This is a genomic window from Streptomyces tanashiensis, from assembly GCF_014648895.1.
GTDB lineage: Bacteria > Actinomycetota > Actinomycetes > Streptomycetales > Streptomycetaceae > Streptomyces > Streptomyces tanashiensis.
The window spans coordinates 137,408-155,639 of record NZ_BMRZ01000006.1 but is presented as its reverse complement, the minus strand read 5'-3'; the positions used below and the strand labels follow the sequence as shown (position 1 = coordinate 155,639).

The window sequence follows — 18,232 nt, the reverse complement described above, 5'->3', positions numbered from 1 at the left end:
ACACCCGTCCCGCCCGATCGCGGCCGTTGTGCCACGCTTGAGGCAGGAAACGTGCGAAAGGTGAAGCGGGCGTGGGTGACGGGCGATGGGGTGGCGCCGACCGCTGGCGGTCCGCGGGCAGAACACTGACGCGGGTGGTCGTGGTCTGGGCGGTGTCCACGCTCACCCTGCTCCTCCTCGCCGGACTGCTCCCCGACTTCGAGCTCCAGTCCGCCGACGGTGACAGCCTGACCAGGACGGCGCTCACCGCCGCGTGGGCCGCCGGGGCGTTCGGCCTCCTCGGCGCGCTCGTCTGGCCCGTGGTCGTGCGGGCCCTGCTGCTCGTCCCGGCCCTCGTCCTCGGCGTGCTCGTCTTCTTCCTCAACGGCTCGCTGCTGCTCCTCGCGCTGTGGCTGATCCCCGACGGGCGCGGCGCCGCCGACCCCGAGACCGCCGTCGTGGTCGCCGCCGTCATGTCCGCCGTCGCCTCCGCGACCTCCACGGCCCTCGCCGTCCGCGACGACGACGCCTACCGGCGCCGGCTCTACCGGCTCACCGGCCGCACCCGCCCCCGCGACCCCGGCGACACGGCGGGGGCCGTGCCCGGCACGGTCTTCCTCCAGCTCGACGGCGTCGGCCACCACGTGCTGCGCGGAGCCGTCGCCGACGGCCTCATGCCGACCGTCGCGGGCTGGCTCGACGCCGGACACCGGCTCACCCCCTGGCGCACCGACTGGTCCAGCCAGACCGGCGCCAGCCAGCTCGGCATCCTGCACGGCTCCAACGAGGACGTGCCCGCCTTCCGCTGGTACGAGAAGGACACCGGCCGGCTCATGGTGTCGAACCGCCCGGCGAGCGCCGTCGAGCTCCAGCGCCGGGCCGTGCGCCGCACCGGGGACGGGGGTCTCCTCACCGTCGACGGGGCCTCCCGGGGCAACCTCTTCAGCGGCGGCGCCGACCAGCTCGCCCTCGTCCTGTCGATGGCCGCCCGCCGGGGTCGCCGCAACCGCTCCCGGGCCGGCTACTTCGCGTACTTCGCCGACCCGGCCAACGCCGTCCGCACCGCCGGATCGCTCGTCACCGAGTGCGTCCGCGAGATGTACCAGTCGACGCGGGCACGGCTGCGCCGGGAGACCCCGAGGGTCTCGCGCGGCGGCACGTACCCCTTCGTCCGCGCCTTCGCGACGGTCGTCGAGCGGGACGTCGTGGTCTCCGCCGTGATGGGGGACATGCTGGCCGGGCGGACCGCCGTCTACGCCGACCTCGTGGCCTACGACGAGGTGGCGCACCACTCGGGACCGCACGGCAAGGACACGGACCAGGTCCTCGCGCGCCTCGACCGGGCGATCGCGCTCATCGCCACCGTCGCCGAGCACGCCCCGCGGCCGTACCGGATCGTGCTCCTCTCCGACCACGGGCAGAGCCCCGGCGAGACCTTCGAGTCGGCGTACGGACTGACCCTCAAGGACCTCGTACGGGCCGGGTGCGGGCTTCCGGTGCCGCGCCGGGTGCGGCGCACCGGATGGGGGCACCCCCAGACGGAGTCCGGGGGAGGGTCGGAGGCGCGGGACGCGGCCAGGGACGCGCTGCGCAGCGCGCTGCACCGGCCGGTGGACGAGAGCGGCGAGTCGGCGCGGGAGCTGCCCGCCCGCCCCTCCGAGCCGGTGGTCCTCGCCTCCGGCAATCTGGGTCTCGTCTCCTTCCCCGACGTGCCGCACCGGATGACCCGGGAGGAGATCGACCGCCGCCATCCGGCGCTGCTCCGGACCCTCGCGCACCACCCGGGCATCGGCTTCGTGCTCGTGGCGAGCGCCGAGCACGGCTCGGTGGTGCTCGCCCGTGACGGGGTGGAGGTGCCGGTCGCCGAGCTCGCGGACGACGGACCGCTCGCGGTCTTCGGGCGGGGCGCGGCCCGGGCGGTGCGGCGCACGGACGGTTTCCCGCACGTCGCGGACATCATGGTGAACTCCATGTACGACCCGGCGACGGGGACCGTGCACGCCTTCGAGGAGCAGATCGGCTCGCACGGCGGTCTGGGCGGCGAGCAGTCGCACGCGTTCCTGCTCTCGCCGCCGGACCTCTCGCCGCCGGTCGGGGCGGGGGAGGAGCTGGTGGGTGCGGAGCACGTGCACCGGGTGCTGCGGCGCTGGCTGCGCGAGTCCTCGGGGCCGCAGGTGCCGCTCGGTCCGCTGGAGATTTCCCCGTCCACGGGCGCTTCGGAATCACTTCTTCCGGTTGAGGACCCGGTCGCGCAGGACAAAAACCACTGATTTGGACGCCTGTTCGCCGTTACCGGACGATGTTCCGGATTTGCACGACGGAAGGCGCACCACCCCATGAGCACGGCCACCACAACTCCACAGAGCGGACCCGACACGGACACCGCGCCGGCCGACCGGCACGCCCGCCGCTTCGGACTCCCCATCGCGACCGCCCTGGTCATGGGCAACATCATCGGCGGCGGCATCTTCCTGCTGCCCGCCTCCGTCGCCCCCTACGGCACCATCAGCCTCGTCGCCTTCGGCGTCCTCACCCTCGGCGCGATCGCCCTCGCCCTCGTCTTCGGCCGCCTCGCCCACCGCCTCCCGCAGACCGGCGGACCCTACGTCTACGCCCGCGCCGCCTTCGGCGACTTCGCCGGCTTCCTCGCCGCCTGGTCGTACTGGATCACCGCCTGGGTCTCCAACGCCGCCCTCGCCGTCGCCGCCGTCGGCTACCTCGACGTCCTCGTGCCCGTCCACGAGTCCAAGCCCGCCACCATCGCCGCCGCGCTGCTCTTCCAGTGGCTGCCCGCGCTCGCCAACCTGGCCGGCACCCGCTACGTCGGCGCGGTGCAGATCGTCGCGACCGTGCTCAAGTTCGTCCCGCTGATCCTCGTCGCCGTCGGCGGCCTGTTCTTCTTCGACAGCGCCAACCTCGGCCCGTTCCACCCGGGGGAGGGGAGCGCGCTCGGCGCGGTCTCCGCCTCCGCCGCGATCCTCCTCTTCAGCTACCTCGGCGTCGAGTCCGCCGCCGTCAGCGCCGGCGAGGTCCGCGACCCCCGCCGCAACGTCGGCCGCGCCACCGTCCTCGGCACCCTCGGCGCCGCCGCGGTCTACCTGCTCGGCACCCTCGCCGTCTTCGGCACCGTCGCCCACGACAAGCTGGTCACCTCCACCGCGCCCTTCTCCGACGCCGTGAACGCCATGTTCGGCGGAGCCTGGGGCGGCGCCGCCGTCGCCTGCATGGCCATGGTCTCCATGCTCGGCGCCCTCAACGGCTGGACCCTGCTGAGCGCCCAGACCCCCTACGCGGCCGCCCGCGACGGACTCTTCCCGAAGGTCTTCACGGTCAAGCGGCGCGGTGTGCCGACGGCCGGCGTCCTCGTCACCGTCGTCCTCGCCTCTCTCCTGACGGTCTACAACTACACGGCCGGCACACAGGGCGTCTTCGAGATCCTCGTCCTCGTCACCACCTTCACCGCCACCGTGCCCTACCTGCTCTCCACGGCCGCCCAGATCTACTTCCTGCTGTCCGGACAGTCCGAGAAGGTCTCCCGGGCCCGGCTCGCCCGCGACGGCGTCCTCGCCCTCGCCGCCTTCGGCTTCTCCCTGTGGCTGGTCGCCGGCGCCGGCTACGCCGCCGTCTACCAGGGCGTCCTGTTCCTCTTCGCCGGCGTGCTCGTGTACGCGTGGATGGCCGCCCGCAAGCAGCGCACTGCCCCCCAGGGGTGAATCCGGGGCGCCGCGCGTAGGCTGCCCGGGCGGATCTCGGCCGCCGGGCGCCGCACGCGGACCCCGGCGGGGCAGTACGGATCTCCGTGAGCCCCGCGCACCAGACGCCCGCCGCGCCCGCCGACCCGGCGGGGCTCCGGGCACGCCCGGACCGGGGCAGGCACCGGTGGATCGCGCTGTTCCTCGTCCTCGCCGCCCTGTTCGGCACCGGGGCCGCCGGCACACCCCCCACGGCAGAGACGCGCGCCGCGACCGCCGCCCCGGCCTCCGACCCGGGCGGCGAGACCCACGACCCGGCCGGCACCGAGGCCGGACTCCCCGGCCGGACCCGACGGCATGTCACGCGCCTCCGCCCCGTCCGGCCCGGACCCCGCCCCGAGGGCCCCCGCCCCACCCCGGACCCCACCCCCGTACCCGCCCCGCGCGGCGACGCGCTCCGGTGCGTGGTGATGCGCTGCTGAGAGGCCCCGCCTCCCCGCAGTCCCCCGACATCACCCCCGCACCACGAGGAGCTCCGCCATGCCCGTCGACCCGTACGCCGTCCTCCAGGCCCTGCTGCGCGCCGAGGCCTCCCGCGCCCGGCGCACCGAACGCACCGCCCCCGAGCCCGGAGCCCCGGCACCGGCCCGGACCTCCGAGCTGCCCGCCCGGACGCCCGAGCCGCCCGCCCACCGGGAGGACGGCGTCCGCCGGGAGGGCCCCCGGCACTGAAACCCGGCACTGAACCCCCGGTACCGGCCTCCCGGAGCACACCTCCGCGAGGCCGGCGGACGGCCCGGCGCGGGCCACGGCGAGAATCCGGTTCGCGCACGGGTGTCCGGACGTACGAGGCCGATCCGACGACCTCGACCGACCGGAACACCAGCCCCGATCGCCCCGCCGGACCCACGCCGGACCCGCGCCCCGACTCCCACCCGACCACCGGCACCCGTCCGCGCACGACTCCCGCCCGACCATTGGCCTGCGCCGGACCATTGGCCTGCGCCCGGCCACCGGCTTACGCCCGACCACCGGCCTACGGCCGACCCGACGCGCGTATCGACGCAGGTCACACCCGGTCCGACCCCGGGGGCCGGACCGGGCGGCCCGGGTCCTCAGGCCGCTTCCACGGCCGTGAACGTCCGCCCGCCCCGCCTGGTGTGCAGCCCCACGAGGACCGCGGCCGTCGCGGCGAGGGCCGTGAGGGCCACCAGGGCCGGGACGAGGCCGACCAGCGGGCCCGCCGCCAGGCAGCACACCCCGCCCACGGCCAGCGCGGTAGGCCGCCGGCCGGAGGTGCGCAGCACGATCGCGGCGGCGCCGAGCAGATAGACGCCGACACCCCCGGTCAGCGACCAGGCCACGACGCCGTGCAGCGGCTCGGCGAGACCGTAGTGCCCGGTGTCGGCGACCTGCTGGAGGACCTTCTTCATCCCGAGCGCGCAGAGCACGACCCCCGCGACCAGCGGCAGATGCAGGAAGGTGTAGACGTCCCGCGCGAAGCGGGTGCGGTCGTCGCCGTCGAGCGCCGTGAGACGGTGCTCGGCGGCCTCGCCGAGCTGCCGGAAGTACAGCCGCCACAGCCCGGCCGAGAGGAGCAGTCCGGCGGCCGAGGCACCGAGCACGGCGTACGAGAGGGGGAATCCGGAGACGCCGACGCCCATCGCGACGATCGACTCGCCCAGGGCGATGATCACGATCAGGCCGTGCCGCTCGGCGAAGTGCCCGGGGGAGTTGACCCGCCAGCCGGAGGAACCGGTGACGTAGATGCCGCCGTAGTCGACGGCCACCGCCCCCAGCCACCAGAGGAGTTGGACCTTCCCGTCGAACGCGCAGCCGATCAGCAGCAGCACCAGCGGCGGCAGCACCGACGCCATGGCCGTACGCCGCAGGGTGACCCGCAGCGCGGCGTCACCCGGGCTGGACAGCCAGTACGAGGTCAGGTGCAGGGTGCGCACGGCGCCGTAGCAGAGCACGAACACCAGGGGCACCGAGAGCCCGCCCGGCGCGTCCGTGAAGACGTCGGGCACGGCCAGGGACACGATCAGGACGACGGCCATGACGGTGACGAGGACGCCGAACAGGGCGCCGGAATCGGCCCGTACGACATTGCCCAGCCAGGCGAAGGCGCACCAGCACCACCACAGCAGCGCGAGCACGACCATCGCACCCACCATCCGCATCGGCGAGGGCGCGGCCGCCATGAGTGCGGTGACCTGGGTGATCGCGTACACGAACACCAGGTCGAAGAAGAGCTCCGCGGGCGTCACCTTGTGATCGTCCTCGGTGGCCACCATGCGGGCCCGTTCCCTGTTCCACGCCATCTGCGTCCTCCCCCTTGAGGGCGCCGGTTCCGGCCACCCCGGCGCGAAGACTACTCACACCGGAGATGCGACGACACGACTGTCCGGAGACCGGCATGACCTCCGTCATTACCTCCGGCGTAATCGACCCCCTCCGCGCCGCCCGGCATGCTCGGGGACACCGGAACCCGGGCGGCGCACTCCGCTCGGGCTCCGGGCCCACCGCCAGCACGAACGTCCCCTATGGAGGGTGATCCGTCATGTCCCAGGCCCTGCTCGCCGGCCTCGCCCGCACCACCCGGCCCCAGTCCGCGGTGCGCCGCTTCCTCGCCCTCGACGCCGTCGTCACCGGGGCCAACGGGATCGCCTACCTCACCGCCTCCGGTCCCCTCGGCGAACTCCTCGGCGTCGACGCGGGACTCCTCCTCGAACTCGGCGTCTTCCTCACCGTGTTCGCCGCGGGCGTCGCCTGGCTCGCGAGCCGCCCGCAGCCCCCGGCGCTCGCCGTGAAGCTCGTCGTCGACGCCAACGTGCTCTGGGCCGTCCTCAGCGTCGTCGCCCTCGTGGCCTGGCTGGAGCCGACCACCGCCGGCCTGCTGTGGACCCCGATGCAGGCGGCCACCGTCGCCGGTTTCGCCGGACTCCAGTGGGCCGCCCTCAGGGCCGCCGCGTCCGCGACCCGCTGAGGCTCAGCCGCCCGTCGAGGACGCGGCGAGCGACCGCAGGTACGCGACCGTCTCCGGGTCGGCCGGGAGGAACGTCTCGATGGCCAGCTCGGCGACGGTCACGTCCATCGGCGTGTTGAACGTCGAGATCGACGACACGAACGACAGCACCCGACCGTCGTGCTCGATCCGCAGCGGCAGCGCGAAGTACGGATACGGCTCCGCGTCCGGCCGGTCCTCCGGGTCGACCCGCTCCGGCAGCGGATACGCCGCCACCTCCTCGTACAGCTCCCGCAGCGGCTCCGAACGGGCCAGCGCGATCTGACGCTCCATCTGGGCCAGGAGGTGGCCCCGCCACTCCCGCAGGTTCCGGATCCGGGGCGCCAGGCCCTCCGGGTGCAGAGTGAGCCGCATCGCGTTCATCGGCGGGGTCAGCAGATGCTCCGCAACGCCGCCGAGCAGCAGCTCGATCCCCCGGTTGGCCGCCACCACCGTGTACGTGCCGTCGACCACGAGCGCCGGGTACGGCTCGTACCCGTCGAGCAGCTGCCGGATGCCCCAGCGCAGCGTCTCCAGACGCGGCGCGTCCAGCGGCGACTCCGCGTACCGGGGCGCGTATCCCGCCGCGAGCAGCAGCGCGTTCCGCTCGCGCACCGGCACCTCCAGGTGCTCGGCGAGCTTCAGGACCATCTCCTCGCTCGGCCGGGAACGGCCCGTCTCCACGAACGAGATGTGCCGCGCCGAGGAGTCCGCGCGGAGCGCCAGCTCCAGCTGGCTCAGCCTCCGCTGCTCACGCCACCCGCGCAGCAGCGGCCCCACCCCCGTGTCGGTCACGACAGTTGTCATGGCCAGACGGTATCCCAGAGGGGGACCCCGGGTAGTTCTCCCCCGGGGCCCCTGTCCGTCACCCCGCGCACCACCCGACCGGAGGGAGCACCGCCGTGCCCACACAGCCGCTGTCGCAGAAGGAGATCGAGGACCGCCTGAGGGAGCTCCCCGGCTGGTCCGTCGACGCCGACCGGCTCACCCGGACCTACCGGCTCGGCGACCACTTCGCGGCGACCGCGCTCGTCGTCCACGTGGCCCAGATCCAGCAGGAGCTCGACCACCACTCCGACCTCACCCTCGGCTACAACACGGTCGCCCTCGCCGTGAACACCCACTCCGCCGGCGGCGCCGTCACCGAGAAGGACTTCGAACTCGCCGACCGCGTCGAACGGATCGCCCCGGGCCACGGCGCGAACTGACCCTTCATTAGGATCACGGGCATGGGGGAGACCGTGCTCGACTACGAGGCAGAGGCAGCGCACTACGACCGGACCCGCGGCGGCGTGCCCCGGGCCGAGGCGGCCGCCGAAGCCGTCCTGCGACTCGTCCCGCCCGGCGCACGCACCCTGCTCGACCTCGCCTGCGGCACCGGCCTCGTCACCGAGCGCCTCGGTCGGCCCGGCCTGCGCGTCTACGGCGCCGACTCCGCCCACGCCATGGCGCGGGTCGCCGCCGGCCGGGCCCCCGGCCGCACCGTACGCGCCGACGCCCGGCGGCTGCCGCTGCCCGAAGCCTCCCTGGACGCCGTCGCGGCCGTCTGGCTGCTGCACCTCGTCCCCTTCGCGGCGGACATCGTCGCCGAGGCCGCCCGGGTGCTGCGCCCCGGCGGCGTCCTCGTCGCCACCGTCGACAAGGACGCGGCCCACGACGTCGGCAGCGACATCGACGCGGTCCTCGGCCCGTACCGCTCGTCCGCCGCGGCCTCCGACCGGGGCGACCTGATCGCCGCGTCCGCGGCCGCCCACGGCCTCGACCCCGCCCCCGGCACCCGCTTCACCGGCTACGGACAGGGCAGCACCCCGCGCGACACCGTCCGGAAGCTGCGCGCCGGCTACTTCGCCTCCTGGTTCGACGGCGACCCGGCGACCGTCGAGACGCTCGCCGCCGAGCTGGCCGCCCTCCCGGACCAGGACCGCCCCCGAGCCGACCCCCGCTACCGGCTCGCGAGCTTCGTCAGGCGCGGCTGAACTCCGTCACCCGGTTCGTCACCCACACGTCGCGCGCCGTCGAGGAAGTCGAAACCGCGGTGTGTCACGCGCCCGCCCCCGTCGGACCGGAGGGCAGCGCGTCCCCGAGGTAGCCGGCCAGATCCGGCGTCTCCGGGGACAGCATGTGCCGCACCCAGGCGTTCCGTTCGTGCCCGAGCGGATCGAGCTCCCACACACAGCCGATCCACGACCGGTCGACCCGGACGAAGTGCGTCGGATCGGTGTCCGGGCAGTCCAGGGCGGGCTGGCCGGCGGCCCCGCCGCCGAAGTGGAGCACGTTGTCCCACACCCAGCTGTACACATTGAGGTACGCGCCGCTGTCACCGCCCCGGTGCAGCACCACGAAGCCCGCCGCCGGGGTGCCGTCCGGCTCCGGCAACAGCTCCGGAAGCAGCGCGTACGCCGCCTCCTCCACCTCCGGTTCGATGCCCGCGGAACCGGCGGTGACGTGGTAGCGCTTGAGGTGCCGCCCGCCGATCTCGACCGGCGGCAGCGCGAGGAGATTCTTCTCTGCGAAAGCCATGGCTGGACTGTAGGAACCCTTCACTGACACCTTGTGTCAGTGAAGTCCAGCCGTCTCCTCTCGATCCTGCTCCTGCTCCAGACCGGCGGCCGGATGACCGCCGGACGGCTCGCCGAGGAGCTCGGGGTCTCCGTCCGCACCGTCTACCGCGACGTCGAGGCACTGCACGCCGCCGGGGTGCCCCTCTACGGCGACGCCGGACACCGCGGCGGCTACCGCCTCCTGCCCGGCAGCCGCACCCGCCTCACCGGCCTCTTCGCCCAGGAGGCCGAGGCGCTGGTCCTCGCCGGCATGCCCGGGGCCGCCGAAGGACTCGGACTCGGCCCGCACTTCGCCGACGCCCGGCTGAAACTCCGCGCGGCCCTCCCGGCCGCCCTGCGCGAACACGTCGACCGTCTCGCCGCCCGCTTCCACATCGACGCCCCCGGCTGGTACGACGAGGGCGCCGAGGCCCCGTTCCTGCCCGAGGTCGCCGACGCGGTCCGCACCGGACGCGTCCTGGAGGTCCGCTACCGGCGCTGGAAGGAACCGACCGACGTCGACCGGCGCCTCGAACCGTACGGTCTCGTCCTCAAGGCGGGCCGCTGGTACCTGGTCGCCGGGCCCGGACCCCGCACCTACCGCGTCGACCAGATCCTCGCCCTCACCGTCACCGACGAGGAGGCCGTCCTCCCCGAGGACTTCGACCTCGCCGCGCACTGGCGGGCGAGCCGGACCGACTTCCACCGGCGGCTCCACCAGGGCGAGGCCGTCGTACGGATCTCCGCGCGCGGCGCCGCCCGGCTCACCGGCGCAGCCGCCCGGGCACTCGCCGCCACCGGCACCCCCGAACCCGACGGCTGGACCCGCGCCGTCCTCCCCGTCGAATCGCCCGAACACGCCCACGACACCTTCCTCGGACTCGGCGCCGAGGTGGAGGTCCTCGCCCCCGAGGACCTCCGCGACCGCATCGCCGCGACCGTACGGACCCTGGCGCGCCGGTACGCCTGACCGGAACCGTCAGGCCTCCGGCCCGCCCCAGGCCTCCGCCGCGAAGTCGGCGAAGGAGCGCGGCTCGCGGCCCAGGATCCGCTTCACCCCGTCCGTCGCCGAGGCGTTGTGCCCGTCGAGGAGCGTCGCGAACAGCGCCGCGAGCCACTCCGCCTCGCCGGCCGGGAGCCCGAACCCGGCGAGCAGCCCGGCGTACTCGGCAGGGGACACCGCCTGGTAGACCACCGGACGGCCCGAGGCGCGGGAGATCGCCGCCGCCACCTCCGCGAACCCCACCGGCCGGGGCCCCGTCACCTCGTGCACCCGCCCCGCGTGCCCGTCCGCCGTCAGGGTCTCCACGACGACGTCCGCCAGGTCGTCCGCGTCGATGAACGGCTCGGCCGTGTCACCGGCGGGGAAGACCACCGCACCCTCCGCGACGCCCTCCGCCAGCAGCCCCTCGGAGAAGTTCTGCGCGAAGAACGAGGCCCGCACGACGGTCAGTTCGACCCCGGACGCCGCCGCCCGCAGGGCCTCCTCCGCCAGGACCGCCTCCGGCTCCCCGCGCCCGGAGAGAAGGGTGAGCCGCCGGACCCCGTTCTCCGCGGCCAGCCGGCCGAAGGCGTCCATCGCCTCGACCGCGCCGGGGGCCGCCAGGTCCGGGTAGTAGGCCACGTACGCGGCGTCCGCGCCCCGCAGCGCGGGCGCCCAGGTCTCCGGGGCCTCCCAGTCGAAGACCGTAGCCCCGGTCCGGGACCCGGCCCGGACCGGCACTCCGCGGGCGGCCAGCCGCTCGGCCACCCGCCGCCCGGTCTTGCCGGTGGCGCTCGTCACCAGGATCGTCGTGTTCAGCGGGTTCTGGGTGTTGTCCGTGTGCGTCGTCATGGCTCAAGACTCCCGCCCGGAGCCCCGCCCGCCCATGCTCTGCCGTCTCACCCGCCTACGCATCCGTCTCAGGAACTCCCCGCCGACGCCCTACGCTTGCCCACCATGGACGCACTCGCCGGACTCCTCGACGGGCCACGCGCCAAGGGCGCCTTCCTGCTCCGCATGATCATGGAGCCGCCGTGGTCCGTGCGCATCGAGGACGAGGCCCCGATCTGCCTCATGTGCGTGACCGACGGCGAGGCCTGGATCGTCCCCGACACCGGGACACCCGTCCTGCTCCGCCCCGGGGACATCGCCATCGCCCGCGGCCCCGAGCCGTACACCGTCGCCCACACCCCCGAGGCCCCGCCCCACGCCAGGATCGGCCCCGACGGCGGATGCACCACCCTCTCCGGGGAGCCGCTCTCCCAGTCCATGCGCCTCGGCGTCCGCACCTGGGGCAACGCCCCCGACGGCGGCACCACGGTCCTCGTCGGCACCTACCTCATGGACGGCGAGGTCGGCCGCAGACTCCTCGACGCCCTGCCGCGCCTGGTGCACCTGCCCGCCGAGGTGTGGAACTGCCCCCTCATGCCCTTCCTCGACGAGGAGATCTCCCGCGACGAACCCGGCCAGAGCGTCGTCCTCGACCGGGTCCTCGACCTGCTCCTCATCGCCGCCGTCCGCGCCTGGTTCTCCCGGCCGGGCGCCGAGGCCCCCGCCTGGTACCGCGCGATGGGCGACCCCGTGGTCGGCCGGGCCCTCCGGCTGCTCCAGAACGACCCCGCCCACCCGTGGACCGTCGCCTCGCTCGCCACGAAGTCGGGAGTCTCCCGGGCCGCGCTCGCCCGCCGGTTCACCGAACTCGTCGGGGAGCCCCCGATGGCGTACCTCACCGGATGGCGGCTCGCGCTCGCCGCCGACCTGCTCCGCGAGACCGACGCCACCGTCGAGTCCGTCGCCCGCCAGGTCGGCTACAGCGGCGCCTTCGCCCTGAGCGCCGCCTTCAAACGCGTACGGGGCATCAGCCCGCAGGAACACCGGGGGCGCGGCTGACGGCACCGGGAGATCACGTCGGGCGAGGGTGCCGTGCATTGTTGCCAGACCGGCAACATTTCTCGCGCTTCCGGCCGTCCCGTCGCACCCTGGGAGCCATGAGCCAGCATCACGCGTCCCACCCCGGCCACTCGCACGGCGAGGGCCACGGCCACCAGCAGGGCCACGGCCACCACCACGACGGCACCCACCTCGACTGGAGCGACTTGGCCTCGCTCCTGGAGCGGCAGGCCGAGATCGCGAGCCCCGCCTACGGGGAGGCCGCCGCCTGGCTCGGCACCCTCGCGCCGGTCCAGGGCGTCCGCCGGATCCTCGACGTCGGCAGCGGACCCGGTGTGGTGACCGGCCTGCTCGCCGAGGCGTTCCCGGCCGCCGAGACCGTCGCCGTCGACGGCGCCCCCGAGCTCCTCGCCCGGGCCCGGGCCCGCGCCGAGGCCCGCGGCCTCGGAGCCCGCGTCTCCACCCTCCACGCCGAACTCCCCGCGGACATCGGCACCCTGGGGAACGCCGACCTCATCTGGGCCGGCAACTCCCTGCACCACATAGGCGACCAGGGCGCCGCCCTCGCGGAGTTCGCCGGCCTCCTGAACCCCGGCGGCCTGATGGTCCTCGTCGAGGGCGGTCTGCCCCGGCGGCACCTGCCCCAGCACATCGGGATCGGCAGGCCCGGCCTGGAAGCCCGGCTCGACGCCGCCCACGCCACCTGGTTCGGCGAGATGCGCGCCGAGCTCCCGGAGGCCAAGGACGAGCCGGACGACTGGCGGGCCCTGCTCGCCGGCGCCGGCCTCACCCCGGCCGGCACCCGCACGTTCCTCGTCGACGTTCCCGCGCCGGTCGCCCCGGCCGTCCGGGAGCTGGCCCTCGCCCACTACGGTCGCCTGCGCGACGGTCTGGCGGCCCGGCTCGACGCCGACGACAAGGAGACGCTCGACCGGCTGCTCGACCCGGCCGACCCGCTCTCCCTGCACCACCGCACGGACCTGTTCCACCTCACCGCGCACACGGTCCACACCGCCCGCAAGGGCTGAGCCCCCGAGCCGTCCGGGTCAGGACACCGGCTCCAGCCGCCACCACTGGAACGGCGAGTCGGTGTCCTCCCACTGCCGGACGCCGCCCCCGTCCTCCGTCGACTCGTCGGCGACCTCCAGGAGGAGGCCGCTGACGAAGCTCACCAGGGCCACGGTCCCCGGCGACTGGAGGTCCTGCTCGATGATCCACTCCTGCGCGCCGAAGTTGTTCGCCCTCCACTGCTGGACGGGGGCGCCGTTCTCCGTGGACGCGTTCGCGACGTCGAGCCGCTTGCCGCTCGCCGCGTTGACCAGGTGGTGGAGCCCGCCGCCGTTCGGCACGGGCGTGATGTGCCAGTGCTGCCCGGGAGTTCCGTTCCCGGTGCCCTGCTGCACCTTCGCGCCGCTGCGGCCCGACCCCTGGTACACCTCCAGGAGCAGCCCGCTCGCCACGTTCCGTACCCGGTAGAGGCCCGCCTCGACGGGCTCCGGGGCACCGCTCACCGTACCGACTCCTTCATCTCGCCGCGCAGCCGCGCCGCGCGGTCCTCAGCACCGCGCCGCACCCCTCGGGGGCCGTCCTCGACCCTACGTCCCGGGTACGACAACGGCCCCGGCCGCCGCCCCTCCCGGCCCGGCCGGCCGGCACGATGGGCGGGTGACCGAACCCGATCTCCGTACCCTGCTCGACGACCCCGCCGAGGTCCTGCGCCACGACCGCGCCGAGCTCCGTGCCCGCATCGACGCCCTGCCGGAGGAGCAAGGCGGCGTCGGCCGCGAGGTGTTCACCCAGGCCGAGGCGGTGTTCGGGAGCGCCCCGGTGACCTCCGCCGAGTTCGCCTCCTGGCTGCAGTTCGCGGCGACCGTCCTCGGCCACCGGGAGTACGCCGAGCGTGTGGCCGCCGCCGAACCGGGGCTGCCGTGGCGGACGGTGTGGGCCTGGTGGCGGCCGGTCGGCGCCCACGAGGCCGCGCCGAACCTCAGCGGCGACCGCTCCGCCGAGGTGTACGAGGCCGGGGGCACCCCGCTCCTGAAGGTCTGGGCCCTGTGGTGCGAGGACGCCTGGTTCGACCTCGCCACCGGCCGGCCCCGGCCCGCCCCCGCCGAGGGCACGGCCGAACCGTACGAGGAGCACGAGCCGGACGGGCCCTGGCTGTTCGACGCCGACGACGCGTCCTGGGCGCTGCGCGGCCCCGACGGCTGGGAGGAGCCGATCCCACTGGACGGCGGCCGCCACGTCTTTCTCGACGCGCGCGGAGTGGCGGTGGTGGAGCGGAACGACACGGCTCTCGCCGACTGGCCGACGGGCGGGGCCGATTCCTCGGGCCCGGCACCGACGGACGGCGGTCCGTGGTTCCGGCCCGGCACGAGGAACACGGACGGACCGCTCACCGCGGCCCGGCTCGACGGGGTCTTCGGCCCCTCCGGGGTGCTCCGCGTCCCGGCGGCCGAGCTGCCCGCCGCCCTCACGCACGCACCGACCAGGGAGCTGCTCACCGAGGCCGGACTGCCCCGCCACTGGGCGGCCGGCGTCACGTCCTTCGCGCTCGCCGCCGAGCTGCTGGCCCCGGGCCCCGAGGGCCTGTTGCGCGTGGGGGAGTTCGACCTCGGGTACTGCGACCCCGGGGAGGTCCTCGTCCACCCCGGGACCGGCGCCGTCGGCCTGCGCCAGCCGGACGGCAGCCACGGCCCCGGCGGCGACGCCGTCTTCCCGCTCGTTCGCGACCTGGAGTCCTTCGTCCGGTTCCTCGAGGGCGTCCGCCGTCACATGGGCGTCTGCTGGGACCCGTACCCGGGGGAGGAGGGCGTGAAGACGTTCCTCCGGGCGATGACCGAGGTGGACGCCGGGCCGCTGACCGACGGTGCGCCCGGCGCCGGGGTGTGGGAGCACCTCTTCGCCTCGATCACCGAGCTCGGCGTGGACGGTTACTGAGCCGGCGCACCGCCGACGCGCCGCGCCGGCCCCACCCCCTCCGCCTCCTTCAGGCGCCGACGTTGAACTCCGCCGGGTTCGGGCCCAGACGGCGGCTCTCGTCGAGGGCGGCGATCGCCGCCAGGTCCTCGGCGTCCAGCTCGAAGCCGAAGACGTCGATGTTCTCGCGGATGCGCGAGGGGGTGACCGACTTCGGGATCACCACGTTCCCCAGCTGGAGGTGCCAGCGCAGCACCACCTGGGCCGGCGTCCGCCCGTGCTTGCGGCCGATCGCGACGATCGCCGGGACGTCCAGGAGCCCCTTGCCCTGGCCGAGCGGCGACCACGCCTCGGTCGCGATGCCGTACCGGGCGTGCGCCTCGCGCGACGCGGCCTGGGACAGCTGCGGGTGCAGCTCGATCTGGTTGACGGCCGGCACGACCGAGGTCTCGCCGATCAGCCGCTCCAGGTGCTCCGGGAGGAAGTTCGAGACGCCGATCGCCTTCGCGCGCCCGTCCGCGAGGATCTTCTCGAAGGCCCGGTACGTGTCGACGTACGCGTCCTTCGCCGGCACCGGCCAGTGGATCAGGTACAGGTCGACGTAGTCGAGCCCCAGCTTGTCGAGCGAGGCGTCGAAGGCGCGGAGGGTCGAGTCGTGGCCCTGCTCGCTGTTCCACAGCTTCGTGGTGACGAACAGCTCCTCGCGGGCGATCCCCGAGTCGGCGACGGCACGGCCCGTGCCCCGCTCGTTCGCGTAGATCGCGGCGGTGTCGATCGAGCGGTACCCGGCCTCCAGGGCCGTCGTCACGGCCGCCGTCGCCTCGTCGTCCGGCACCTGCCAGACACCGAAGCCCAGCTGCGGCATGCTCACGCCGTTGTTCAGGGTGACCGAGGGAACGTTGCTGTCCGTGCTCACGTCGGGTGGATCCTTACGTCGTCGCGGGTCGTACGAGTCGTACCGGGCATACGGGTACCCGGGTACTCTCGGTCAACGATCACGGACCGCCCGGAATTCCTCCGGCCCCCACCGCGTCCCTCCCGCCCCGCGCCGCGCTCCTCCGGTGCCGCCCCGCGTCCTCCGGCCCCCGCCACGCCGTCCTCCGGCCCCCGCACCGCCTTCCCTCAGCCGTACAGCGCCGCGACCTCCGTCGCGTACGCTCGCTCGATCGCCTTCCGCTTCAGCTTCAGCGACGGGGTGAGCAGCCCGTGCTCCTCGCTGAACGGATGGGCCAGGATCCGGAACGTCCGGATCGACTCCGCCTGCGAGACCAGCGTGTTCGCCGCCACGACCCCCCGCCGGATCTCCGTCTCCAGAGCCGGATCGCGCACCAGCTCGGCCGGGGACAGCGGCGCCCGCCCCTGCATCGCGAGCCAGTGCTCCACCGCCTCCTGGTCGACCGTCACGAGAGCCGCGATGTACGGCCGGTCGTTGCCGACCACGATGCACTGGGCGATCAGCGGATGCGCCCGCACCCGCTCCTCCAGGGCGGTGGGCGAGACGCTCTTGCCGCCCGAGGTCACCAGGATCTCCTTCTTCCGCCCGGTGATCGTCAGATAGCCGTCCGCGTCGAGGGCGCCGATGTCCCCGGTGGCCAGCCAGCCGTCGTTGAGGACGGCGGCCGTCGCCTCCGGAGCGTTCAGATAGCCGGAGAAGACCTGGCCGCCGTGCAGCCACACCTCGCCGTCCTCCGCGATGTGGACCGTCGTCCCGGGGACCGGCTGGCCCACGGTGCCGTACTTGGTCCGCCCGGGCGGATTCGCCGTGGCGGCGGCCGAGGACTCGGTCAGCCCGTACCCCTCGAAGACCGTGATCCCCGCGCCCGCGAAGAACAGCCCCTGCCTGCGGTCCATGGCCGAACCGCCCGACATCGCGTGCCGCACCCGCCCGCCCAGGGCCGCCCGCACCTTGCCGTACACCGTCTTCTCGAAGAACTGGTGCTGCACGCGCAGCGCCGCCGAGGGCCCCGGACCCGTCCCGAAGACCTTCTGCTCCAGCGCCTCCGCGTACGCGACCGCCACCTCCACGGCCTTGTCGAAGGGGCCCGCCTTCCCCTCGCTCTCCGCCTTGCGGCGGGCCGCGCGGAAGACCTTCTCGAAGACGTACGGCACGGCGAGCACGAAACTCGGCCGGAACGACACCAGGTCCGGCAGCAGCTCGGCCGCCGCCATCACCGGCTGGTGCCCCAGCTTCACCCCGCCCCGGACCGCGGCCACCTCCACCATCCGCCCGAAGACGTGCGCCAGCGGCAGGAACAGCAGCGTCGAGGCCGGCTCGTCGGACCGGGAGCGGAACACCGGCTCCCAGCGGCCCATCACCATGTCCGTCTCGAACATCAGGTTCGCGTGGCTGATCACACAGCCCTTGGGGCGGCCGGTCGTCCCCGAGGTGTAGATGATCGTCGCCACCGTCTCCGGGGTGACCGCCCGCCGGTGCCGGTGCACGACCTCCTCGTCGATCTCCGTGCCCGCCGCCGTCAGCTCGCCCACCGCGTCCGCGTCCAGCTGCCACAGCCGCTGGAGCCGGGGCAGCCGGTCGATCACCGAGCCGATCGTCATCGCGTGGTCCTCGTGCTCCACCACGCACGCCGTGACCTCGGCGTCGTGCAGCATCCAGAAGACCTGCTCGGCGGAGGAGGTCGGATAGATCGGCACGGGCTGCGCGCCCAGCGTCCACAGCGCGAAGTCGAAGAGCGTCCACTCGTACCGGGTCCGGGCCATGATCGCGACCCGGTCGCCGAACCGCACGCCCTCCGCGATCAGTCCCTTCGCGAGGCCCAGGACCTCGTCCCGGAACCGCGCCGCGGTCACGTCGCGCCACTCCCCGTCCGGGCCCTTCCGGCCGAAGGCGATCCGGCCCGGATCGGCGAGGGCGTGCTCGAACACGGCGTCCGCCAGACCGCCGACCTGAGGCGCCGCCTCGACGGGCGGCACGGTGAACTCGCGCACTGACCTGCTCCTCGACGGCTCGGTGGCTTCGACGGCCCGGTGGCTGGAAAAGCCCGTTGTCGCACTCCGTACGGCGCCGGTGACGGTACCCCACGGGACCGGTCGGCGGGAGGGCCTTCACCAAGCCGGGACATTCCGCGTTCTCACAGGTCAGGACTGGTGAGGCGGCCAAGTCGAGGGTGTCCCGGGGTCGTTGCCGACCGGACGGTACGTCCGGCGGGCGCGAATCTCCACGGAATCTGTACCGGCCGCTCACGCCCCGCACCCGAAGCGCCCC

At 74.3% G+C, this 18,232-nt stretch carries 18 protein-coding genes; 11 read left to right on the top strand and 7 right to left on the bottom strand.

Annotation, left to right across the window (positions count from 1 at the left end; all coding sequences use genetic code 11):
- The first annotated feature begins 71 nt into the window (after positions 1 to 71).
- From IE237_RS20565 to IE237_RS20550, 4 genes are all read left to right on the top strand, one after another.
- Positions 72 to 2,249: a phage holin family protein gene (locus tag IE237_RS20565; protein ID WP_189803510.1), complete on the top strand. Its 2,178-nt coding sequence runs from the start codon at positions 72 to 74 to the stop codon at positions 2,247 to 2,249.
- 66 nt (positions 2,250 to 2,315) lie between these two features.
- Positions 2,316 to 3,692 carry an amino acid permease gene (locus tag IE237_RS20560; RefSeq protein ID WP_189803509.1) on the top strand — a complete coding sequence of 459 codons (1,377 nt, stop codon included), beginning with the start codon at positions 2,316 to 2,318 and terminating at the stop codon, positions 3,690 to 3,692.
- An 86-nt stretch (positions 3,693 to 3,778) separates the two neighbouring features.
- Positions 3,779 to 4,153: a hypothetical protein gene (locus IE237_RS20555; RefSeq protein WP_189803508.1), complete on the top strand. Its 375-nt coding sequence runs from the start codon at positions 3,779 to 3,781 to the stop codon at positions 4,151 to 4,153.
- Positions 4,154 to 4,211: 58 nt separating this feature from the next.
- Positions 4,212 to 4,403 carry a hypothetical protein gene (locus IE237_RS20550; protein ID WP_189803697.1) on the top strand — a complete coding sequence of 64 codons (192 nt, stop codon included), beginning with the start codon at positions 4,212 to 4,214 and terminating at the stop codon, positions 4,401 to 4,403.
- Positions 4,404 to 4,786: 383 nt separating this feature from the next.
- On the opposite strand, the gene IE237_RS20545 is transcribed toward IE237_RS20550, so the two are convergent.
- Entirely contained in the window at positions 4,787 to 5,995 is a 1,209-nt protein-coding gene (locus IE237_RS20545; protein WP_189803507.1) for a low temperature requirement protein A, read from the bottom strand.
- Between the two features lie 239 nt (positions 5,996 to 6,234).
- On the opposite strand from IE237_RS20545, the gene IE237_RS20540 reads away from it, so the two are divergent.
- The gene (locus IE237_RS20540; protein WP_189803506.1) at positions 6,235 to 6,660 is read left to right on the top strand and encodes a hypothetical protein; all 426 of its coding nucleotides are present in this window, start codon (positions 6,235 to 6,237) and stop codon (positions 6,658 to 6,660) included.
- A gap of 3 nt (positions 6,661 to 6,663) precedes the next feature.
- On the opposite strand, the gene IE237_RS20535 is transcribed toward IE237_RS20540, so the two are convergent.
- Positions 6,664 to 7,485 carry a helix-turn-helix domain-containing protein gene (locus IE237_RS20535; protein WP_189803505.1) on the bottom strand — a complete coding sequence of 274 codons (822 nt, stop codon included), beginning with the start codon at positions 7,483 to 7,485 and terminating at the stop codon, positions 6,664 to 6,666.
- Between the two features lie 95 nt (positions 7,486 to 7,580).
- Here IE237_RS20535 and IE237_RS20530 point away from each other — a divergent pair, with 95 nt between their 5' ends.
- A complete protein-coding gene (locus IE237_RS20530; protein WP_189803504.1) occupies positions 7,581 to 7,886 on the top strand; it encodes a 4a-hydroxytetrahydrobiopterin dehydratase in 306 nt (101 codons plus the stop codon).
- 21 nt (positions 7,887 to 7,907) lie between these two features.
- The gene (locus IE237_RS20525) at positions 7,908 to 8,654 is read left to right on the top strand and encodes a class I SAM-dependent methyltransferase (RefSeq protein WP_229842787.1); all 747 of its coding nucleotides are present in this window, start codon (positions 7,908 to 7,910) and stop codon (positions 8,652 to 8,654) included.
- A gap of 64 nt (positions 8,655 to 8,718) precedes the next feature.
- Here IE237_RS20525 and IE237_RS20520 read toward each other — a convergent pair whose 3' ends face one another.
- A complete protein-coding gene (locus tag IE237_RS20520) occupies positions 8,719 to 9,198 on the bottom strand; it encodes a hypothetical protein (RefSeq protein ID WP_189803503.1) in 480 nt (159 codons plus the stop codon).
- Positions 9,199 to 9,237: 39 nt separating this feature from the next.
- Between IE237_RS20520 and IE237_RS20515 the strand changes: the two genes are divergently transcribed.
- Entirely contained in the window at positions 9,238 to 10,188 is a 951-nt protein-coding gene (locus tag IE237_RS20515; RefSeq protein ID WP_189803502.1) for a helix-turn-helix transcriptional regulator, read from the top strand.
- 9 nt (positions 10,189 to 10,197) lie between these two features.
- Here IE237_RS20515 and IE237_RS20510 read toward each other — a convergent pair whose 3' ends face one another.
- Positions 10,198 to 11,052, bottom strand: a complete 855-nt coding sequence (locus IE237_RS20510; RefSeq protein ID WP_189803501.1) for a Rossmann-fold NAD(P)-binding domain-containing protein — start codon at positions 11,050 to 11,052, stop codon at positions 10,198 to 10,200.
- A gap of 105 nt (positions 11,053 to 11,157) precedes the next feature.
- On the opposite strand from IE237_RS20510, the gene IE237_RS20505 reads away from it, so the two are divergent.
- Together IE237_RS20505 and IE237_RS20500 are read left to right on the top strand one after the other, a co-directional pair.
- Complete coding sequence (locus IE237_RS20505) at positions 11,158 to 12,090, top strand: AraC family transcriptional regulator (RefSeq protein WP_189803500.1); 933 nt, start codon at positions 11,158 to 11,160, stop codon at positions 12,088 to 12,090.
- Between the two features lie 98 nt (positions 12,091 to 12,188).
- Positions 12,189 to 13,118, top strand: a complete 930-nt coding sequence (locus tag IE237_RS20500) for a class I SAM-dependent methyltransferase (RefSeq protein ID WP_189803499.1) — start codon at positions 12,189 to 12,191, stop codon at positions 13,116 to 13,118.
- Between the two features lie 18 nt (positions 13,119 to 13,136).
- Here the strand turns inward: IE237_RS20500 and IE237_RS20495 are convergent, their stop codons facing one another.
- On the bottom strand, positions 13,137 to 13,601 hold the full coding sequence (locus IE237_RS20495; protein ID WP_189803498.1) for an RICIN domain-containing protein: 465 nt from the start codon (positions 13,599 to 13,601) through the stop codon (positions 13,137 to 13,139).
- A gap of 154 nt (positions 13,602 to 13,755) precedes the next feature.
- Between IE237_RS20495 and IE237_RS20490 the strand changes: the two genes are divergently transcribed.
- Positions 13,756 to 15,030, top strand: coding sequence for an SUKH-4 family immunity protein (locus IE237_RS20490; protein WP_189803497.1), 1,275 nt, complete (start codon positions 13,756 to 13,758; stop codon positions 15,028 to 15,030).
- Positions 15,031 to 15,079: 49 nt separating this feature from the next.
- Here the strand turns inward: IE237_RS20490 and IE237_RS20485 are convergent, their stop codons facing one another.
- Both IE237_RS20485 and IE237_RS20480 read right to left on the bottom strand, forming a co-directional pair.
- Positions 15,080 to 15,874 (bottom strand): aldo/keto reductase, encoded by a 795-nt coding sequence (locus tag IE237_RS20485; protein WP_189803685.1) that lies wholly within the window; start codon positions 15,872 to 15,874, stop codon positions 15,080 to 15,082.
- Between the two features lie 257 nt (positions 15,875 to 16,131).
- Positions 16,132 to 17,955, bottom strand: a complete 1,824-nt coding sequence (locus tag IE237_RS20480; RefSeq protein WP_189803496.1) for an AMP-dependent synthetase/ligase — start codon at positions 17,953 to 17,955, stop codon at positions 16,132 to 16,134.
- Positions 17,956 to 18,232: the final 277 nt, after the last annotated feature.

Bases quoted from the DNA above. Each gene is read 5' to 3' on its own strand.
- IE237_RS20560 (WP_189803509.1), top strand. From the start codon at position 2,316: ATGAGCACGGCCACCACAACTCCACAGAGCGGACCCGACACGGACACC.
- IE237_RS20550 (WP_189803697.1), top strand. From the start codon at position 4,212: ATGCCCGTCGACCCGTACGCCGTCCTCCAGGCCCTGCTGCGCGCCGAG.
- IE237_RS20545 (WP_189803507.1), bottom strand. From the start codon at position 5,995: ATGGCGTGGAACAGGGAACGGGCCCGCATGGTGGCCACCGAGGACGAT.
- IE237_RS20540 (WP_189803506.1), top strand. From the start codon at position 6,235: ATGTCCCAGGCCCTGCTCGCCGGCCTCGCCCGCACCACCCGGCCCCAG.
- IE237_RS20535 (WP_189803505.1), bottom strand. From the start codon at position 7,485: ATGACAACTGTCGTGACCGACACGGGGGTGGGGCCGCTGCTGCGCGGG.
- IE237_RS20525 (WP_229842787.1), top strand. From the start codon at position 7,908: ATGGGGGAGACCGTGCTCGACTACGAGGCAGAGGCAGCGCACTACGAC.
- IE237_RS20520 (WP_189803503.1), bottom strand. From the start codon at position 9,198: ATGGCTTTCGCAGAGAAGAATCTCCTCGCGCTGCCGCCGGTCGAGATC.
- IE237_RS20510 (WP_189803501.1), bottom strand. From the start codon at position 11,052: ATGACGACGCACACGGACAACACCCAGAACCCGCTGAACACGACGATC.
- IE237_RS20505 (WP_189803500.1), top strand. From the start codon at position 11,158: ATGGACGCACTCGCCGGACTCCTCGACGGGCCACGCGCCAAGGGCGCC.
- IE237_RS20500 (WP_189803499.1), top strand. From the start codon at position 12,189: ATGAGCCAGCATCACGCGTCCCACCCCGGCCACTCGCACGGCGAGGGC.
- IE237_RS20485 (WP_189803685.1), bottom strand. From the start codon at position 15,874: ATGCCGCAGCTGGGCTTCGGTGTCTGGCAGGTGCCGGACGACGAGGCG.